Origin of the sequence: Paenibacillus sp. FSL H8-0260, from assembly GCF_045040625.1 — a bacterium.
GTDB lineage: Bacteria > Bacillota > Bacilli > Paenibacillales > Paenibacillaceae > Paenibacillus_AQ > Paenibacillus_AQ odorifer.
Genome location: NZ_CP150298.1, coordinates 3,134,606 through 3,152,823, shown reverse-complemented (window position 1 = coordinate 3,152,823; position 18,218 = coordinate 3,134,606). Strand labels below are relative to the sequence as shown.

The window sequence follows — 18,218 nt, the reverse complement described above, 5'->3', positions numbered from 1 at the left end:
TTTATTGACTGTCTGCCATTCCACTATAGCTATTCCTAACCCCCGAAACATTGGATAATGCTTGCGCTTTACCTTCAGCTGCCCATATTAACCCTCTGCGCATCATTTCACGCACTTGCGGCTGATCTACAATGTCCGCATGATGCCCCAGTGAATTATAATAAACTCTGCCCAAGCCCCAACGTTTTGTCCAAGCTACTGGCATATCAACAGCCTTATTATACGAATGAGGTCCTTCAACTACTGGAAAACGAGTCGTAGCAAGCACTTCAACAGCTGGATCTACGTGCAGATAATATTGCTCTGAGCAAACGCTGAAATCTTCTAATCCTTCTACCAGAAGACTTGAGCTTTGACAAATCTCTACGGTATAGTTAACGCCGTCATTCCCAGGATGAGCTACCCATTGTCCACCCGTCATAAACTGCCAATCTACATTATTACGAAAAGAATCACACATCCCGCCATGGCAACCGGCAAGACCTGTTCCATGCTGTACAGCTGCGGAGACATGATTCACAAAATCCTGCTCGATTGTACCCATCGTCCATACCGGAACGATCAAATCTAGTCCAAGAAGCTTATCTGCATCAGCAAAAGCCTCCAGTGTATTCGATACTTCAACTTCAAACTGTTCCTCTTGCAGCATTTTAGCGAATATATCCGCTACCTGCTCAGGCTCATGACCATCCCAACCGCCCCATACAATCAATGCTTTTCTCATCTTCAGCACTCCTTCTAAGGTTAGATTACATCTCAGATAAATCGACCCACCGGCGTTCATCAATAGAGCGTTCTACTGCCTCTAACACCGCTTGGCATTTCACTCCATCATTGAAATTTGGTTCTGGCTGACGACCTTCTTCAATTGCGTTAGAAAGCTCCAGCATTTCGTGAATAAACGTATGTTCAAAACCAATCGTATGACCAGGCGGCCACCAAGCCTCTGCATACTCATGAGCAGGATCGGTCGCCAGCACACGGCGAAAACCTTGCACATCCTCGGCATCCGAGGTCAAATAAACTTCCAATTCATTCATACGTTCAAAGTCGAATTTCACACTGCCAAGACTTCCATTGATCTCAAAAGAATTGGTAGAGCGATGACCCGCTGCGAATCTTGTAGCTTCAAAGCTGCCCAGAGCACCATTATCAAAACGGGCTAAAAACAAGGTGGCATCGTCAACGGTAACCTTACCCTTGGGTGCATCCTTATCTCCTTTAGCGCTTAAACCAGTCATTTCAGCGGCGAGCGGACGCTCTTTTATGAAGGTCTCGCTCATGCCGATTACTTCCTTCATATCACCTACTAAGAAATGAGCCAAATCTATGAGATGCGCCCCCAGATCTCCATGCGAACCCGAACCGGCGATATCCTTCTGCAGTCTCCATACTAAAGGGAAATCCGGATCTATTATCCAATCTTGTAGAAACCAAGCCCGAAAATGATAAATCTTTCCCAGCCGCCCACTCTCTATGAGCTTCTTAGCCAGTCGAACTGCCGGAGAAAAGCGATAATTAAAACCAACCATATGTGTAACTCCCGCGTCTTCAGCAGCTTGCAGCATTTCACGGGAATCCGCCAAGGTCAGCGCAAGTGGTTTTTCACAAAAAATATGTTTACCTGCTTTGGCTGCTGCCAAAGCTATCTCCTTATGCGCGTTGCTGGGAGCATTAATATCTATAAGATCAATATCCTCTCGAGCGATCAGATCCTTCCAGTCCGTAACACAATCCGCCCAGCCTAACTGCGATGCAGCTTCTCCAAGCGCTTCACTATTACGTCCACAGATTACAGACATTTCCGGTTTAAGCGCTTTCGGGAAAAACATAGGCAAACTGCGATAAGCATTACTGTGGGCTTTACCCATAAATTTATAACCGATCATTCCAATGCGAAGCTGTTTCATCTTATTCCTCCTAAGTGTTGATAGATTTAGATGAAGCTCGTATAACTAGTTCTGTCGGTAATTTGATCTGTACGGCTGGTGCGGGTACTTCTGCCAGATTGTTTCCCAGCAATTCAATGATTTGGGCTGCGGCAAGTTCACCTAGTTCGTAAAAGGGAACCCGCACACTGCTTAATGCAGGTGTGGTAAGCTCCGCAGCTTCCGAATCATCATAACCCACAATAGCTGGCAGGCGATCCCTTGGTATTCCTAACTCCTGTAGTCCTTGCTGCAAACCTATGGCCATCCGATCATTGGCGGCCATAATCGCATCAATCTCATTCAGCAAAGGCAACATTTCTTTGGCAGCTATAATTCCGCTTTTCCGGCTGAAGTTACCTTCGAACAAAAGTGAAGAGTCTACAGAAAGATTCACCTCTGCCAAAGCGCGGGTATACCCCGTTAAACGATCTCGGCTGTTGGAATAAGATTCTGGCCCATTTAGAAAAGCAATCCTCTTAAACCCTTGTTCCAGTAAGTGTTTAGCCGCTTGCCAGCTTCCTTCGACATGATCGGCATCCACCTCGTGAAAAGCTTCCCCAGCAAAATGCTGATTAATCAGACAAAAAGGATGGTCTTCTTCCTTCAAACGGCGGAGTGAGGCTAGCTCACCTGGCTCTTCTTTAGCGCCAAGCACAATGCAAGCATCGATCTTCCGCATCTTAAACAACTCGTTATAATCCATTGGCGCTTCGGCATTCCGAAACAGCATTAACAGATCATAACCCTCTTCTCGCGCCTTGCTCCCTATTCCACTTAATATTTCCGAAAAATAATAAGTGGAGAACAAGCGGGCTTTCGGCAAATAAGGCATCACTACACCCAGGTTCCCGCTCCGTCTACGAGCAAAGCTCTGAGCAAGTGAACTAGGGGTATAGCCTAGCTTCAGTGCAGCTGCCAACACACGTTCCTTCGTTTCTTCCTTAATCGGACCAACATTGTTTAACACGCGAGATACTGTGGCTTCTGAGACACCTGCAAGCTCGGCAACCTCTTTACGGCTGGCGATATAAATTCCTCCTTCTCATAGGTTATGAACAGTGACATTTAGCCTCGTTCAATTCGCTATTCGAAAACGCATTCATTTAATGTACGCGCGTACATTTTCTCATGAACAAGGCTCTTCGTCAACCCTAAGATTGGATAAATTTAAAAGACGTTCATATACAGTAAGGGGGAAGAACGTCTTTCTTTTTCTTTTCAACTATCCGCGAGGCACTAGCATTAGGACACCAAGTAAAATGATAATCAGAAATAAGTAACTCTCAAATTTTTTAGCAGGAATACGTTTATTCACATATACCCCAAGGACCGTAGCTAAGAGAATTGCTGGAATAGAATATCCATAAAGAACAAGAGCATCCACCGTCCACAATCCCCCGATAGCATGACCCGTTACAACGAGTACACCAGAAATAAGAAAATGAGCTTGCAACGTACCCCGAAAACGATCCGGATTCCATTGTCGTAAAGTACCATAGATCACGACAGGGACACCATTAAAGTTATAAGCACCGCCAAGTACACCCGAAGCGAATCCGAAAGGATACACCCAGCCTTTTGCCTTAAGCAAGGGATGATCGATCGTCTTAAATATTCTCTTCTTAATCACCGAATAAACTCCATAAACAATCAAAAATATACCAAGTCCAGTCATAATTACACTTGCCGGTGCTAAATAAAGCATGACAAGTCCTACAGGAATTCCTATCACTGTTGAGAGTGCTAATCGAATCAAAATAGATCGTTCTATATGCCGCCACCCACTCACAACTGTAAGTGAGGCAACCGTGAGGCCTGCCAATCCAATCAAAGAAACTGAGGTATGTAGAGGAATCGGGAGCAGTGCAAGCAGTGGCATGCTCACAATCGCTTCACCAAAACCAAACACGGTTCTCATTAAGGCACCTATAAATACTGCTACTACGACAAGTGTAATTATTGTAACGCTCAATCGCTTAATCCTCCTCCTAATCTTATCCATCCGTAATTGTGCATAAAGTCCTCACATTTCCAGAACATCTGAATACATTCCTTATTTCCACTCTTCTAATTATAACATATTAATTATTGTAAAACAGATATTAATAGAGGATAAACATGCAATTTAACGTCTCTCAAATCCTCTATAATGCCGTAAAAACTATAAGATAATGGAGATATACATATATTTAATGAAAATCCTTTAAAATCAATTACAGCGGCCTGTGTGTAGTTCCTGTTTTCTGAAAAACTAGCTGAAGTACTAAACAAAAAAACTGATCTCCCTTAACTTTGATGAGGTATCAGTTTCTTATTTTTTGACGTATTTATTTAGGTGTTATCTTTCAGCCACACCTGCACATGCTTTAGGAATTTTTTGGTGACGGGAGAAGCATATTTCATAGAGTGGACAGCAATTCCTAACGATCTGAAACTACGTTCCTCCAATTCTAGCATGGCCACATTATAATTTTGCCGGGTCAAGACAAGCTCTGGCAAAATACTAATGCCAAGGCCTTTCTCCACCATCGACATAATGGCATAGTCATCACCTGCTGAGAATTTAACATGAGGTTTAATACCCGCCTTATCCAGCACACGTCTAACATCATAATCCGAGCCTGCTTTCGGGATAATGAAATCCTCCTTAGCAATTTGCGATAAGGAAAGAAAGGGTTCTGCACTAAGTGGATTCTCTTTAGATACAATCCCTAACATCCGGTCTTTTTTTAAAGGAATTACGTCAAACTTCTCACGTGTAGGCAGTGAAATAAAACCGCAGTCGATCACTCCAGCCTCTATCCACTGCTCAACCTCCAAATAACCGCCTTCCATCAGCTTGATTTCTATATATGGGTATTCACTGCGAAATTGCTTAATCATCCCTGGCAGCCAATGCACAGACACACTGGTGAACGTACCGATGGTGATCGTGCCAATCTCTAGCCCGTGGATGTCCGCTACCTCCTGCTTCAATTTCTCGTTCCATTTCAAGATTTCACGGATAGGCTGCAGAACTTGTTCCCCGTTTACCGTTAATTTCACACCGGATCTATTTCTAATTAATAACGCGAACCCAAACTCCATCTCCAAGCTGCTAATGGTGTGACTAATTCCGGATTGCGTAAAACCCAACATTTCTGCTGCTTTTGTTAAGCTGCCTAGCTCTACAACTTTCAGAAAAATCTCATATTTATTAATGCTCAACCTCTGTTCCCACCCTTATAAATTACATAAGTTTTACTCATGTATCCTATGATAAACATTCAGTTACCTTATGTATAGAGCCGTATTATACTATATTGAGTTGAAAATGAAGAAGGATGGATGAAGAGATGAAACCGCTCAAAGCTGAGCTGCTGCTGTTAGTTGTAACATTATTTTGGGGCTCCTCCTACATATTTATGAAAATGGGGTTAGGTACGTTAGGCGAATTCAATCTGATTGCACTCCGCTTCGGACTTGCTTTTATATTAGCCGCTATGATATTCCACAAACGATTAAGACGAGTAGACATGAGAACATTAAAATATGGTGCTCTCCTCGGATTCCTCCTGCTAGGCGTATTCACATGTATAACCTTCGGACTTCAAACAACCACCACCTCAAATGCAGGATTTTTAGTTGCATTGACGGTTATTTTTGTACCGATCTTGGATCGAGTTATTTTCAAAAAAAGAGTTGCACCTCCGCAAGTGTTCGGCTCCATCCTCGCCATAGCCGGGATTGGACTTCTTACCTTAAATGCAACCTTAACTATTCAACCGGGTGACTTTCTGTGTATTCTTTCGGCAGTGTTCTATGCGGTACAGATCTTATTTACAGGCAAGGCGGTAAAAGAATGTGATTCCCTGAATATTGGAATCTTGCAGTTAGGATTTGCCGGAGGGTTGGCCTTAGTGTTGTCCGCAATCTTCGAGACACCTTCGCTCCCCTCTACTTTGCCAGGTTGGGCAGCAATTCTAGCGCTTGGTATCCTATGCAGTGCCTGTGGCTTCATCCTGCAACCTATTGCTCAAAAATATACTTCACCAACCCGCACCGGACTAATCTTCTCCCTTGAGCCGGTCTTCGCTGCGATGTTTGGTTATTGGTTCGCTGCTGAGAAGTTATCGATGCAAGGCTATGCTGGCGCAGCGCTTGTTCTGTTGGGAATCGTGGCTTCTGAGCTGCTTGGTAAAGCAAGTCTCCCCGCATCGTGGGCTCAGAAGAAACCAGAGCATTTATAACAATAAAGGCGTCGTTCAACTATACAAGCTGAACGACGCCTTTTCTATATTATCTAAGTTTATGGATTCCATTAATGCCCCATCATCATCGCCGCATCTGCCTTCTGTCCCTCTCCAGAGGTAGGATCGCCAGCAGAAAGCTTAGGCTTGCGCAAAATAATACTCATCAATACACCTACCACTCCTATGCAGCCAGACAGGAAGAACACATCATCAAAACCACTAACTGCGGCTGTCAAAGGATTACTTCCCGCTTTCAGTGCTCCCATATGAACAGCGATCTGACTAGTCAGGTAACCTGTCATTCCAGCTATAGCAAATGAAACAACGACTTGTTGAGCAGCAGCAGTAAGTGAAGTTACACTTCCCACCCATTCACGTGGAGCAGCATTCAAGACATGAGTATTCAAAGGCATCATCGTTAGACCCATCCCAAAGCCTAAGAAACCCAGGTATGTCATAATTAACGATAAATTTGTTGTAACACTAATTCCGGATAACAGGAACAAGGTGACCGTAATGATACTAAGTCCAACAAACGCCAGCGGACGAGCCCCGATCTTATCAAACAACCTGCCGCCAATCGGCATTCCGATTGCTGAAGCTAAAGCCTGCGGAAGTAGAATCAAACCGGTCTCCAGCGGGGTATAGCTTCGAATCTGCTGCAGGTAAAGGGGCACAAATAACATGGACCCAAACAAAGCAGCTTGCATAACCCAAGTTAAAATAATACCCCGAGTGAAATCCGACGAACGGAAAACTCGCAGTTGTAAAAGCGGATTTTTGTGAAGCAGCTCCACAATGACAAGAAGGATCAATGCAACCCCTCCAACAGATAAGCCAACAATAGCGGGAGTAGACGACCAGCTTGTTCCACCGCCTTCATTCACCCCATAAGCCAACATAGAGAAGGCAATTGGGGCAAGGATAATGCCTAGGATATCGAGTTTGCCTTTGCTCTTTTGTTCAGACTTCGGCAAATATTTAACACCAAGAATAATGCCAACAATTCCAATAGGTACATTAATCAGAAAGATCCAGTGCCAGCTTACGTACTCCACCAGCCAACCGGATAAGACTGGACCGAGTGCCGGTGCTAAGAGCATTGGAATACCAAGCATCCCCATAATAGAACCTCGACGTTCTACTGGAGCTAATTTAAAAACCATCGCCATCCCAATGGGAGCAACCATCCCCCCGCCAAGACCTTGAATGACTCGAAAAATAATGAGCTGAGATGAGCTTTGTGCAACCGAACATAACATAGAGCCAAGAATAAACATCGTAAGAGTTGCCAGAAAAACTTGTTTCGATCCAAAACGATCGGTCATCCAGCCCGCGAGTGGGATTACTGCCGCTAAAGCTAAAGTATAACCCGTAATCGCCCACTGAATCGTTTTGAGATCGGAAGCAAAATAATCAACCAGCTTGGGAACGGCCACATTCACAACAGTACCATCCAGAATAACCATAATCATACCGACAATAATAGCAAGAAGCGGGGGGATGATTGCTTTTAACGAAAAGGGTTGCTCTTCTGCAGAACTCATTCCGGTCAATGTTTTTGTCATCCAGTACTCCACTCATTTCTCTAATTTAATTAAATGCTTTATTTATTATTTCAAATTTTAATTTACATTCGATGAATCTGGAAGTCAACAAATAAAACCATTTTTTACATTAAAAACACATCGGGTTTACGATACCCTTCAGAAATTATCTGGGAAAGTATATTAGAACAGCAAAAAGACTATGCATAATCCCCTAAAATCTTCTCGCTTGGGAAATGTGCATAGTCATCATGGAATCATTTTCCGATTAGAGTGTCTCTCTTAATTCTATAATTTTGCCCGATGTGTTCAAAATAATTTCAAGTGGAATCTCTGTCTCTGCAAAATCCAATACACAGCGGATAGAAAATTGATCCTCGTTATAGCTACTTTTTGTAGATTTAATCCCATGATAATTCCCGGCTTTTATCGTAATTTGCTTCCAGTCTTCCAGTAATCCATTTGAGCTTGGCTTATTTACGACCACATCATAATGATATCGCTCCGATAATTCATTATATTTACCGCCGACCAGTAACCCCGCTATAACACTCGCTGTCACTTCAGGGGTATACACTTCAACTTGATTGGACTCCCCATCATATGAGGTTAATAAACCAATTGTCTTAAAAAAGGAGATTGGAACATAGATATGATCCTGTCTGAATTCGAAATCATCTTTAAAAACCAACTCTTGTGCATTATTGATGCTAACTAAATGTTCGTTAAGCTTCCATTTAATTATTTCATTTATCTTTGTTAGTGTTATAGTTTCTGAACTTTTTTGATATGTTGTTGTATATTTCAGTGCATTGGAAGCCTCTCTGAGCGGAATCATGACCGTGGAACCCTTATTGTAGGCTGAATGGGGATTAGTTTCCAGTAGTTTACCATTCAAAATTACGCTAACCTGGCCGAAGTCTGCCCATACTGTTGGAGCGGCAAATCCACCAAATCCATTAGTTAAAAACAGAACACCTAACACAACTACCGCTGCCATTTTGATCATCGCTCGAAACCTCCCTTTAGTTATTACAAGTATTATGTGCGTTTCCAGCATGTGCTAATCCTAAGGATAATAAAGCCAAGAAAAAAAAGAAGCCGTTCAACATTATGTTGGGCCGCTTCTTTTAAATAACTATTCCACCTTGAAGTCAAAATACTGCTTAGGAAAAGGTTCTTTTATCAGCGTAAAATGCCACCATTCCTTACTATAAGGTTTAAAGCCTTGCTTCACCATAACCTCTTTGAGAATTGCGCGATTTGCTTTCTGAGTCTTGGTGATCAACGATGTATCATAAAAAGAGATATCTCCGAAAAAATCAAACGGGCTGCCCATATCTACATCTAGACCGGTCTCTTTATTGACGATCGTTAAATCGATGGTACTGCCACGGGAATGTCCTGATTTTTTCGCTATAAATCCGAGTTTGAATAAATTACGTTTATCCAGTAGCGGGTAATATTGCTGCTTCATCTTAGTATCCGCGGAATTCTGTGACCATCTTACAAAATGATTCACCGCGGTCTGCGGACGATAAGCATCATAGATTTTTAGGATATATCCTTTTTTGGCTAAATCCTCACTTACTGCCTTCAAGGCTGTAGCTGCAGTCTGTGAAAAGATCGCTAAAGGCGCTTTATAACCATCAATCCGCTTCCCTACAAAATTATTGTCTCCGTAATAGCGAATTTCAAATTGGGCAGTAGGTATCACTTCATCCAAATAGACAAATCCTTGCGGCAGACGGTTTTTCTTCTCCAGCTGCATTTGCTGCAGTACATTGTCTGTAGATGATCCAACGTAAGCTGCATCTGCACTGCCCATAAAAATAGTGTTTGTCCATAACAACAGCACAAATGCGAAAACTATGATTTTTGTTCCTCTAAATCCGCTTCTCAATAGATCCCGCCTCTTCATTTCGAATTAACCGTTTGATTTAGAAATTTCTCCACTTCAGGTGTGAGTTTATTATTCGTGGAATCAAGTAACTGCAGTAGTTTTTCTAAAATCATTAGGATTCTGGTGTCGCCTTTGTTTCCTTTTAATGCATTCTCATACGCCTTCTTTACTTCAGGTTTGATTACTTGCTCATCATAGTCATAAGCTGGTGTGTTGCTTGATCCATATAATAAGCGTGAAGTTGCATTGAGCAGCTCTTTTTGAAGAATGGTTGACCGATTGGAAGCTGGGTATTTCGTCACAAAGTCCTCCAGTGCAAGCGCCCTGTTCGTTAACTCTGTCCAACTAATCACAATAGCTGCATCAAAAACACTTGGTTGATTCGATTCAGTGGCCATGATGTCTATATAAGCAGCGATGTCCTTCGTGACATACGGCTTAAAGCTTTTGAACCCCTCATAATGCATCACTGGATAGTACATGCCCTCACTAGTCTCCAGCTTATACCCCTTATCCCGTCCTTCAATTAACATATTGCGTACATTAGCATCTTTGATCGCATTAAGGAGTGTGCTGTAGGTTAGATTTTTGCTTTTGGAAAAAGCATTATTTATCTCTTTCTGAACATTCTCCGGAAAAACCTTCTCAGAGTACACAGGTAAATATGCCTTCTGTGCATTTTCGAGCTGGAGTGTCATCTGAGTGGCTGTCCAGGTATCCACTTCTTTGATATGGTTAATCAAATAATTCCGTGCGTTAGCAAGAGATGCCGGTTTCTGTACATATTGTTGGAATTGGTTATAGACTTTTGCAGATTCTTTCACAGTTGCGGCAGCTACAGTATCAGTTGTATGTATACTCCCAAACCCTCCCATAGAGCCTAGGGCAAAGGCAACACTTAACAAGCCTGTTTTTTTCCATCCCATTAAAAGACCTCCCTTAAGTATTCATACTTAATAATTAGACATACGAGAGGATCCTGAATCTAACTCAGTACAGTATTATCCTGGACGGCTCCAATATCCTTCCTACGATAAATTCCCATCAAAAGTCCAATAGCCGCATATTCAAACCATACATGACTCCCATAGCTCAGGAAAGGGAACGGGATAGAAGTCAGCATCATTCCGCCGCTCAAAACAGCAAGACCATAGGTTAGTCTTATGGCTAGCAAAAATGCCAAACCCAACACTAAAGCTTGTCCATAGGGATCACGAATCGCTCGTATCGTAGATAGAAGCTTGATAAAGAACCAGGAGATAACTGCAAGCAAAAGCAGCGCCCCCGCCCAACCAAAACAATGAATAAGATAGACAGGCAACATATCTGAGTAAACATACGGCAGCTTTTGTTCTACTGCTCCGAATCCGTGCCCCCACCAACCCGCTGAACTAATAACTTCACGCATTACTTGATAGATATAGCCATAACCTTCTGGATCTAAAGATGGATTTATTGCACTAATAATTCTGGCCATCAGGTAGTCGCTATTGAAGATGAACATTAGTCCAACTATTACAAAGAACCCTAATAATACTACACTCTTTATCCAATCGCGAGTAATCCATACATATAATACTAGTGAAGAGATTAGATACACCACAAGCTCTGGAAGAGAGTTTAGAGAGATAAGAAGCCATGCAGGTGCTAACAGAAGGCTTATGTCGAACAACCCACTCTGCCAAGTTTTCTTTTTAGCCGATTCCTTACGATTCACTAAAATCCCTGCTAACGCGACTATCAAAACATAAGGACGATAGGATGTCATATCAGGTAAGATCAAAAAAATCCTAGGACCATAATTTACTCCATTTATTGTTATCCCCCAGAATATACTCGACAGAATTCCTGCTATTGATGTTCCGTATAATACCCACGAGAAACTTCTCAGCTTTCTGAAATCAATGAAATACAATCCAAACATCAATACAATTCCAATGAGTATATTTATCGCTTGGCGTCTAAACGCATTATCCAAAAAAGCACCTTTAACAATATCACTGTAGCCTACATCCACAGAACTCATTCCGATCAGACTGATCGCGGATAATAAAGCTACAACGCCAAACAATTCCCAAGGTACATGTGGTTTATGTATTAGATGAAGTTCCTTTCCTAACGTTTGCGGATTTCCCATTTGTGCGATCGCCCAAGCTATGGCTTCTTCCCGTGATACACCGTCTGATTCTTTTTCACAAATTAAATCTTCTAGATGACTAGCTAATTCTTGACGTATCTCTGGGTGAGTTTTTTTCGCTTTAATCTCTGCACACACTTCATCCAAAAATTGCTGCTGCCTCTCTTTCATCATACACCACCCTCTCCCAGAACGGAGTCAACTGCACCTTTAAACATAACCCATTCTGCTTTTTTCTCCTTGAGTTTCTCTTTACCTTCATCCAGAATTCTATAGTATTTACGCTTCCTTCCCTCTACCTCCATCCAGTAAGCCTCTACCCAGCGCTCACTTTCCATCGCATGCAGAATTGGATACAAGGTTCCTTCTTTTAATGAAAAAACACCCTGTGATCTCAGCTCCAGCTCTTTGATTAACTCATAACCATATAATGGCTTCTCCAGTAAAAGAGTCAGAATTAACGTACCCGTACTGCCCTTCAGCATCTCTTTACTTACTTTCAACGGCTAACACCTCCTAAATTCTAACTTTACAATTGGCGTGGGACCGGATTCGGCTCATTCTACGGGATTTATACCGTTGATTTGCTTCCTCGGACCGGATTCGGCTCATTCTACGGGATTTATACCGTTGATTTGCTTCGTCGGTCCGGATTCGGCTTATTCTACGGGATATATACCGTTGATTTACTTCGTCGAGCCGGATTCGGCTCATTCTACGGGATATATACCGTTGATTTGCTTCGTCGAGCCGAATTCGGCTCATTCTACGGGATTTATACCGTTGATTTGCTTACTTGGACCGGATTCAGCTCATTCTACGGGATTTATACCGTTGATTTGCTACCTCGGACCGGAATCGCCTCATTCTACGGGATTTATACCGTTGATTTGCTTCCTCGGACCGGATTCAGCTCATTCTACGGGATATATACCGTTGATCTGCTTCGTCGGTCCGGATTCGGCTTATTCTACGGGATATATACCGTTGATTTACTCCGTCGAGCCGAATTCGGCTCATTCTACGGGATTTATACCGTTGATTTGCTTATTTGGACCGGATTCAGCTCATTCTACGGGATTTATACCGTTGATTTACTTCCTCTTCTAACGACTAATATCTGTATATCATGAATATTAGTTATCCTTTTATACCTAGGACAACTATACATCGTAAATCTATGCATGTAAAGTTTCTATTAATAATCCTTATTCCCTCCTCATTCATGTATAATAATGGTAATACAAGCAGGATGTTGAGGAGATCAACGATGAGAAAAACAACAATAACAATCTTGAGTTTTACCGTTCTATTCATATTTGTTTTCGTTGGATATATGCTCCGTAACAATTCGATGAACTATTATGAGACGTGGAAGATAAATTGGGGCATATCGATCTCTAAACCTACAGAGTCAAAGGTGATATTTGAAAGTCTACCTAGTTTCCATGGGGATGGCGAAAGCTATTACGTATTAGATTATGACGAAAAGCAATTCAAAGAAATCAAAGACGCAGCATTTTGGCATCCCCTCAATGTTGATTCCATTGACCTCTTAAAAGAGAGAATATCAAGTTTCAAAGACTCTGTGATTGCCATTTATCCAAATGAAAAAGAAAAATACGAAAAATTATTTCAGGCGAACCCTATAGAACACGAAGAAAGAGGATTGTATTATTATAAGAAAAAAGATGATGGTAGCTACTGTATCGTGATCCTTAACGTGGAGTTACAACGAGTATATATGATGGAATGGACACAATGAAAATTAATAAAGTGAGAATTAAACGACGATCGCTCCCCGGTATTCTGCCAGGGAGCGATCGTCGTTTTTTTCGGAATGCCTATTTATTATTATAATCCTCATACTTGTAGTCCTCATTCTACTGCCACTGCATTTATATTCTAGGGAAATGAATACATAAAAAAACAACTCCAAGTATCCGTCCAATATATATTGACTCAATATATAAAGGTCTGATATATTTTGATAACGATATACAAATATTTAGAAACTTAAAGGAGGCCCTATTTTGAACAGTCAGGATGTTATTTTAGGCATGCTTATGAAAAAATCGTTGACTGGATACGAAATAAAGCAGTTATTGGAGGAAATATTCTCTAATTTCTATAGTTCTAGTTATGGAACGATTTACCCTACGCTTGCTCGCATGGAAAAGGAGGGTCTGATTACTAAGGAAAACATACCTCAAGAAGGTAAGCCTAATAAAAATCTTTTAAACATCACGGATAAAGGAAGAGATAGTTTTAATGCCTATTTACTAGCTCCACTAGAGGCTGACAGTATTAAGAAATCTGATTTTATGATGAGGCTTTATTTTGGTGAATTTGTCGGGTATGAGAAGGTGATTATTTGGTTGAAGCAAGCTCAAGAGGAATCACAACATAAGTTAGATCAATTACTCGCTCAGTATTCGCTTTATAAAGATGAAATGCATCCAGCACAGATCATCTGCATTCAAATTGGCATAGAAGAATATAAGGCTAAACTAACAACCATTGCTGAGGGATTGTTAAACATGGAGAAGTTAGCACTTCCGAAGTGAGTTTAATACGAACCAGGTTAAGATGTACCGCTCATAAAACTTTTAGGAGGAATTGTAGATGAAAACAATTTTTATAACGGGTGCTTCGTCTGGTATCGGTAGAACTACAGCAAAACATTTTGCTGAAAGAGGATGGAATGTGGTAGCCACGATGCGTTCACCTGAACAAGAAAGTGAATTCACTACACTCGATAATGTGTTGGTGTTACGGCTCGATGTTGAGAAAGCAGACACGATTCAACCTGCGTTAGAGGAGGCGATCAAACGGTTCGGTAAAATTGACGTTCTTCTCAATAATGCTGGTTATGGAACAATGGGACTTATAGAAGTAGCTACAGATGAGCAGATCAGAAGACAGTTTGAAGTCAACGTTTTTGGTCTTATCAGTATGACTAAAGCCATGCTGCCACATTTTAGAGCTAACCAAGATGGTTTGCTTATCAATATCTCTTCTATGGGTGGGAAAGTAACCTTTCCTACAATGTCTCTGTATCATTCAACGAAATTTGCCGTAGAAGGTTTTTCTGAATCCGTATCTTATGAATTAGCATCACAAAACATCAAAGTTAAGTTAATTGAACCTGGTGCCATTCAGACAGACTTTGGTAGTAGATCGATGGAGTTCTTTTTTAATGATGCATTAACGGAATATAAACCTTTTACTACTGCATTTTTGGGTAAATTGGGTGAGATGGAAAAACAACCTGCGTATGCTTCGCCTCCAGAACTTGTTGCGGAAACAATATATCAAGCCGCCACAGATGAGACAAGTCAATTCCGATATGTTGTTGGTGAAGATGCAAAAATGCTCATTCAAATGAAAGAAAATACGGCCGAAGAAGAATATCTGACTAATATATCCCAGCATTTTTCTTAAAAAAGAAAGCTTTAAGTGGAGTCGCTTTTCGGTATTCTAACGAGGAGTGGTCCTCTTTCTTATTGCGAAAAAAAAAATCCCCTTCGATCAACAGTGTTAAGTCCATGAGATCATGAACTTTTTTTCACTGTCTATCCTAAGGGGATTTTACAAACTAACCTATTCGAACACCTTTTCTTGCGTCAAATTTATTTATTAATGCATCGGGGTATTCATTTTATGATTAACAACTACTCTTTTTATGAAGAAAGCAAGAATTAGTCCTACAATCGCCATACTCATTCCGAAAATAAAAGCATTTTGTACACCGTTCGTGAACGCAGGTAACATATTAGCTGGATCTGCTGGGTTCTCCACAGTTTTCATGTAGCTTTTTGAACCCGCGGTCATAATGCTGACTGCTAATGCAGTACCAATCGCACCAGCAACCTGCTGCAGTGTATTCATAATAGCTGTACCATCTGGATAAAGTTCTAGTGGCAACTGGTTAATACCATTCGTCTGTGCCGGCATAAATACCATCGAAATACCAATCATAAGCGTACTGTGAAGTACGATTACGAACACAACCGTAGAAGCTACAGTAATACTGGAGAAGAACCACAAGGCTACTGCTGCAATAATCAGACCTGGAATCACGAGCCATTTCGGACCGTATTTATCAAACATACGACCCATAATTGGGGACATCAATCCGTTTATAATTCCACCTGGAAGCAGCAACAGACCCGCTTTGAAAGCTGTATAACCTTGTCCTTGTTGAAGGTACATCGGAAGAATCAACATGGAGGACAGAATAACCATCATACAGATAAATACCATAGCTACACCAATAGCGAACATTGGATATTTAAAAGCACGCAGATTAATCATTGGCTCCTTCATCTTCATTTGACGAAGTCCAAACAATAACAGTGCTACTACACCTACGATGATCGCAATGATCACTTTCGGACTTCCCCAGCCCGCTTCTTCACCGGCACTGCTGAAACCAAACACAATACCGCCAAACCCGAGTGAAGACAACACAATGGAGAGGATATCAATCTTCGGTTTCGTCACCTTTGTTACATTTTGCATGAACAGAATCCCGAATATCAATGCAATCACTAAGAATGGCAATGACAACCAGAAGATCCAGTGCCAGCTGAGGCTTTCAATAAGCAGTCCAGCAATGGTAGGCCCAATCGCCGGAGCAACCATAATAACCAGACCGATCATCCCCATTGCTGCCCCACGTTTTTCAGGAGCAATGATGATAAGGATTGTATTAAACATCAGTGGCAACAGAAGCGCTGTTCCCATAGCTTGAACCACTCTTGCTGTAAGTAAGAACTCAAAGTTAGGTGATACTGCTGCTAGGAATGTTCCTAGGATTGAAAAACATAAAGCCGCTATAAACAGCTGTCTCGTCGAAAACCATTGAAGCAGCATCCCCGAAATTGGTACTAGTATACCCAGTGTAAGCAGATAAGCTGTTGTCAACCATTGTGCTGTTGCTGGGGTAATTTGTAGGACATTCATAAGATCACTTAAGGCAACATTTAATGCCGTTTCACTGAACATTCCGATAAAACCTGCTAGTAATAAAGAGACAAGAATTGGAATAGTCTTAAACTTCTTGACCTCTTTTTGTTGGTTCCCTTGCATAGTTGCTTCCACCCTTAGTCCTCCTGATAATCTTATCTATTTGTCTGTATCTAACCAAGTATTACTGGGATAAACTTTGCCGCCGCGAGAAGCGGTTGTTCCTCCCGAAAAGTCAGCGTCTGGAGAAGCGCCCCTTCAAATAAAGAGATTACCACTGAAGCCTTATCGGCCGCGGGCTTGTTCTCTACGCCCTCATCCAAAAGACGTTTCTTGATCACATCCTGCAAGTCCATAAACACAGATTTACACGCAGTCCGCAGCTCCTCACTAATACAGGATGTCTCCGCCGCCAACCAAAAACTAAACGGAACAATCCCTTCGTATGAGGATTCCACAGCATCTTTAGCCATTCCTAGAATGAAATCCTCCATTGCCTCAGACGCACTCTTGCTGTTCTCCATATGATGTCTAAGCTTCTGAGCGACAACTTCACTAGTCCGGTTAATACATGTTAAAGCCAGTTCTTCTTTACCGTGAGGAAAGTAGTAATAAAGAGACCCCTTCGGTGAATCGCTGTCTTTAATAATCTGATTCAGTCCTGTTGCATGATATCCCTGAGAAAAAAACAATTTCGAAGCTGTGTCCAAAATCGCCTCACGCGTATTCGGCTTGTTCGACAAGCTGACACTTCCTTTGCATTATAACAATTGGTCTACATAATAAAACCATATTTCAAAGAGATATGTCAACACATAAATTACTTAAATTCAAAGTAATTTTGGTGGAAGATCGTGGGGGTTGGGTTGGGTTAGCTCCATCCTCCCTATCGGACTCAGATGCAGCTATTCGCGCTAAAACATGCTTTTGGGCTCATTTTCGGACCTGAGCGCCGCTATTCCCCTGAAACCGGACTTTTTTTATCCCTTTTTGTACTCATAGCTGCATTGGAGTCCGATAATTACTCAAAAGGTTACTTTTCCAGCATATAAGGACTGTGGGGTCCAATAGCTCCTAATTTCGTACATCCTTCTACTTCACATTTACTTCTCATCGAGCTATTAGCTTCATTAGGTCGCACACTTGCCTCACACTATTTCCGCGCATGCATTTGTCCGTCTACTCCCTTGCTTCACACTTACTCCCACACTTTTGTTTTCCATGTATTACACTTGCTCTCAAGCTAACATTCCTATCGGACTCAGATGCAGCTATTTGCGCTAAATCATGTCCTTTCACAATTTATCGGACCTCACCGTCGCTATTCCCCTGAAACCAGACTTTTTTTATCCCTTTTTGTGCTCATAGCTGCATTGGGGTCCGATAATTACTCAAAAGGTTACTTTTCCAGCATATAAGGACTCTGGGGTCCGATGGAGTGATTGAGATGAGGTGAAGCAGATGGGGTGAAGCAGATGAAGTGAGGCAGATGAAGTG

Annotated in this window: 18 protein-coding genes; 5 read left to right on the top strand and 13 right to left on the bottom strand. The window is 41.7% G+C overall.

What is annotated here, in order from left to right; genetic code table 11:
- Position 1 precedes the first annotated feature (1 nt).
- The 5 genes from MHI51_RS14055 to MHI51_RS14035 all read right to left on the bottom strand — a co-directional run bounded on the left by MHI51_RS14055 (position 2) and on the right by MHI51_RS14035 (position 5,138).
- A complete protein-coding gene (locus tag MHI51_RS14055) occupies positions 2-724 on the bottom strand; it encodes a ThuA domain-containing protein (RefSeq protein WP_342410800.1) in 723 nt (240 codons plus the stop codon).
- Positions 725-749: 25 nt separating this feature from the next.
- A complete protein-coding gene (locus tag MHI51_RS14050; RefSeq protein ID WP_076185992.1) occupies positions 750-1,910 on the bottom strand; it encodes a Gfo/Idh/MocA family protein in 1,161 nt (386 codons plus the stop codon).
- A 10-nt stretch (positions 1,911-1,920) separates the two neighbouring features.
- Entirely contained in the window at positions 1,921-2,964 is a 1,044-nt protein-coding gene (locus MHI51_RS14045; RefSeq protein ID WP_076194330.1) for a LacI family DNA-binding transcriptional regulator, read from the bottom strand.
- Between the two features lie 189 nt (positions 2,965-3,153).
- A complete protein-coding gene (locus MHI51_RS14040; protein WP_340012539.1) occupies positions 3,154-3,903 on the bottom strand; it encodes a sulfite exporter TauE/SafE family protein in 750 nt (249 codons plus the stop codon).
- Positions 3,904-4,262: 359 nt separating this feature from the next.
- Positions 4,263-5,138: a LysR family transcriptional regulator gene (locus MHI51_RS14035; RefSeq protein ID WP_076278999.1), complete on the bottom strand. Its 876-nt coding sequence runs from the start codon at positions 5,136-5,138 to the stop codon at positions 4,263-4,265.
- 128 nt (positions 5,139-5,266) lie between these two features.
- Here MHI51_RS14035 and MHI51_RS14030 point away from each other — a divergent pair, with 128 nt between their 5' ends.
- Positions 5,267-6,160, top strand: coding sequence for a DMT family transporter (locus tag MHI51_RS14030; protein ID WP_076129293.1), 894 nt, complete (start codon positions 5,267-5,269; stop codon positions 6,158-6,160).
- A gap of 71 nt (positions 6,161-6,231) precedes the next feature.
- On the opposite strand, the gene MHI51_RS14025 is transcribed toward MHI51_RS14030, so the two are convergent.
- The 6 genes from MHI51_RS14025 to MHI51_RS14000 all read right to left on the bottom strand — a co-directional run bounded on the left by MHI51_RS14025 (position 6,232) and on the right by MHI51_RS14000 (position 12,253).
- Positions 6,232-7,731 (bottom strand): MDR family MFS transporter, encoded by a 1,500-nt coding sequence (locus MHI51_RS14025; RefSeq protein ID WP_076194336.1) that lies wholly within the window; start codon positions 7,729-7,731, stop codon positions 6,232-6,234.
- Positions 7,732-7,978: 247 nt separating this feature from the next.
- Complete coding sequence (locus MHI51_RS14020; RefSeq protein WP_405173968.1) at positions 7,979-8,719, bottom strand: stalk domain-containing protein; 741 nt, start codon at positions 8,717-8,719, stop codon at positions 7,979-7,981.
- Between the two features lie 129 nt (positions 8,720-8,848).
- Positions 8,849-9,613, bottom strand: a complete 765-nt coding sequence (locus MHI51_RS14015; protein ID WP_405173967.1) for a M15 family metallopeptidase — start codon at positions 9,611-9,613, stop codon at positions 8,849-8,851.
- A gap of 14 nt (positions 9,614-9,627) precedes the next feature.
- Complete coding sequence (locus MHI51_RS14010; RefSeq protein WP_076129290.1) at positions 9,628-10,539, bottom strand: hypothetical protein; 912 nt, start codon at positions 10,537-10,539, stop codon at positions 9,628-9,630.
- Between the two features lie 59 nt (positions 10,540-10,598).
- Positions 10,599-11,924, bottom strand: a complete 1,326-nt coding sequence (locus MHI51_RS14005) for an FtsW/RodA/SpoVE family cell cycle protein (RefSeq protein WP_405173966.1) — start codon at positions 11,922-11,924, stop codon at positions 10,599-10,601.
- Complete coding sequence (locus MHI51_RS14000) at positions 11,921-12,253, bottom strand: PadR family transcriptional regulator (protein WP_036678319.1); 333 nt, start codon at positions 12,251-12,253, stop codon at positions 11,921-11,923. The genes MHI51_RS14005 and MHI51_RS14000 overlap by 4 nt, the downstream gene beginning before the upstream one ends.
- 81 nt (positions 12,254-12,334) lie before the next feature.
- Here MHI51_RS14000 and MHI51_RS13995 point away from each other — a divergent pair, with 81 nt between their 5' ends.
- The 4 genes from MHI51_RS13995 (at position 12,335) to MHI51_RS13980 (ending at position 15,194) form a co-directional block, all read left to right on the top strand.
- On the top strand, positions 12,335-12,883 hold the full coding sequence (locus MHI51_RS13995) for a hypothetical protein (protein ID WP_076218012.1): 549 nt from the start codon (positions 12,335-12,337) through the stop codon (positions 12,881-12,883).
- Positions 12,884-13,020: 137 nt separating this feature from the next.
- Positions 13,021-13,515 carry a hypothetical protein gene (locus tag MHI51_RS13990; RefSeq protein WP_076275718.1) on the top strand — a complete coding sequence of 165 codons (495 nt, stop codon included), beginning with the start codon at positions 13,021-13,023 and terminating at the stop codon, positions 13,513-13,515.
- A gap of 268 nt (positions 13,516-13,783) precedes the next feature.
- Entirely contained in the window at positions 13,784-14,317 is a 534-nt protein-coding gene (locus tag MHI51_RS13985) for a PadR family transcriptional regulator (RefSeq protein ID WP_081387354.1), read from the top strand.
- Between the two features lie 58 nt (positions 14,318-14,375).
- Positions 14,376-15,194: an SDR family oxidoreductase gene (locus tag MHI51_RS13980; protein WP_076275719.1), complete on the top strand. Its 819-nt coding sequence runs from the start codon at positions 14,376-14,378 to the stop codon at positions 15,192-15,194.
- Positions 15,195-15,389: 195 nt separating this feature from the next.
- On the opposite strand, the gene MHI51_RS13975 is transcribed toward MHI51_RS13980, so the two are convergent.
- A complete protein-coding gene (locus MHI51_RS13975; RefSeq protein ID WP_076130929.1) occupies positions 15,390-16,844 on the bottom strand; it encodes a DHA2 family efflux MFS transporter permease subunit in 1,455 nt (484 codons plus the stop codon).
- A gap of 50 nt (positions 16,845-16,894) precedes the next feature.
- Positions 16,895-17,464, bottom strand: coding sequence for a TetR/AcrR family transcriptional regulator (locus MHI51_RS13970; RefSeq protein ID WP_076186025.1), 570 nt, complete (start codon positions 17,462-17,464; stop codon positions 16,895-16,897).
- Between the last annotated feature and the right edge of the window lie 754 nt (positions 17,465-18,218).